Source organism: Variovorax sp. P1_H12_2 (assembly GCF_056405335.1).
In genome coordinates this window covers 1-1,799 of sequence record NZ_JBFUCI010000683.1, presented here as the reverse complement: position 1 = coordinate 1,799, position 1,799 = coordinate 1, and the positions used below count along the sequence as shown (strand labels likewise).

General features: G+C 66.5%; 2 protein-coding genes. Both read left to right on the top strand.

Annotation, left to right across the window (positions count from 1 at the left end; all coding sequences use genetic code 11):
• On the top strand, positions 1 to 839 hold an 839-nt coding region (locus tag AC1D2K_RS34155; protein WP_478094799.1), incomplete at its 5' end, for a substrate-binding domain-containing protein.
• Positions 840 to 887: 48 nt separating this feature from the next.
• A partial coding sequence (locus AC1D2K_RS34150; RefSeq protein WP_478094797.1) for an ABC transporter permease occupies positions 888 to 1,799 on the top strand: 912 nt, incomplete at its 3' end.

Below are 1,799 nucleotides of genomic sequence, written 5' to 3'. Positions count from 1 at the left end.
GCGCGAAGCTGCTCAGCGCAGCCGGCAAGACCGATGGCGACAACGCCGGTCAGGTGACGGCCATCGAGAACATGATCGCCGGTGGCGCCAAGACCATTCTCATCACGCCCAGCGATTCGAAGGCCATCGTGCCGGCGATCAAGAAGGCGCAGGAAAAGGGCGTGATGTTCATCGCGCTCGACAGCCCGGCCGACCCGGTCGACGCCACCGACGCGCTGTTCGCCACCGACAACTACAAGGCCGGCCAGCTCATCGGCCAGTACGCCAAGGCCGCCATGGCCGGCAAGCCGGCCAGGATCGCCACGCTGGACCTGTTCCCGGGCCACCCGGTCGGCGCGCAGCGGCACAACGGCTTCATGTCGGGCTTCGGGCTGCAGGCGGCCGACGCGAAGAGCAACGAGCTCTCGAAGAGCCCGGAGATCGTCTGCATGGCCGACAGTTTCGGCGACCAGGCCAAGGGCCAGACCGCGATGGAAAACTGCCTGCAGAAGAACCCCGACATCAACGTCGTCTACACGATCAACGAACCCGCGGCGGCGGGCGCCTACCAGGCGCTGAAGGCGGCGGGCAAGGAAAAGGGCGTCGTCATCGTCTCGGTGGACGGCGGCTGCGCCGGCGTGAAGAACGTCAAGGCCGGCGTGATCGCGGCCACCTCGCAGCAATACCCGCTCAAGATGGCGTCGATGGGTGTCGCGGCCGGCGTCCAGTACGCCAAGGACGGCAAGAAGGTCAAGGGCTATACCGACACCGGCGTCACGCTCATCACCGACAAGCCGATGGGCGGTGTGGAGAGCAAGGACACCAAGGTCGGCACCGATCTCTGCTGGGGCAACAAGTAGGGGGCACTCATGTCGGCTGCTGAGTTCACCGAACGATCCGGAGACGCCATGACATCGACCAAGTCCTCCAGGCTTCCGCCCGTCGCCACGCTCGGCCCGCTGATCGCTCTGCTGCTGGCGGTCGTCTTCTTCACGACGCAGAGCGACCGCTTCCTGTCGGTGCAGAACTTCTCGCTGATCCTGCAGCAGGTGATGGTGGTGGGCACGATCGCGATCGGCCAGACGCTGATCATCCTGACGGCGGGCATCGACCTCAGCTGCGGCATGGTGATGGCGCTCGGCGGCATCGTGATGACCAAGCTGGCGGTGGCCGGCGGCATGAACGAGTACCTCGCGATCCTGTGCGGGCTGCTCGCGTGCATGGCCTTCGGCCTGCTCAACGGGCTGCTCGTGACCCGCATCCGCCTGCCTCCGTTCATCGTGACGCTGGGCACGATGAACATCGCGTTCGCGATCACGCAGCTGTATTCGGGTGCCCAGACCGTGACCGACCTGCCGCCGGCGATGACTTTCTTCGGCAACACCATCTCGCTCGGTGGCGCGGCCGTCAACTACGGCACCTTGCTCATGATCGCGATGTACGTCCTCATGTGGTGGGGCCTGCGCGACACGCAACCGGGCCGCCACGTCTATGCCGTGGGCAACAACCCCGAGGCCACGCGCCTGACCGGCATTGCGACCGACCGGGTGCTGCTGGGCGTGTATGTGACGGCGGGCCTGTTCTACGGCATCGCATCGCTGCTCTCAGTGGCGCGCACCGGTGTCGGCGACCCGAACGCGGGGCAGACCGAGAACCTCGACGCCATCACGGCGGTTGTGCTCGGCGGCACCAGCCTGTTCGGCGGCCGCGGCATCATCCTGGGCACCCTGCTGGGCGCGCTGATCGTCGGCGTGTTCCGCAACGGACTCACGCTGATGGGCGTGTCCTCGGTCTACCAGGTCCTGATCACGGGCGTGCTC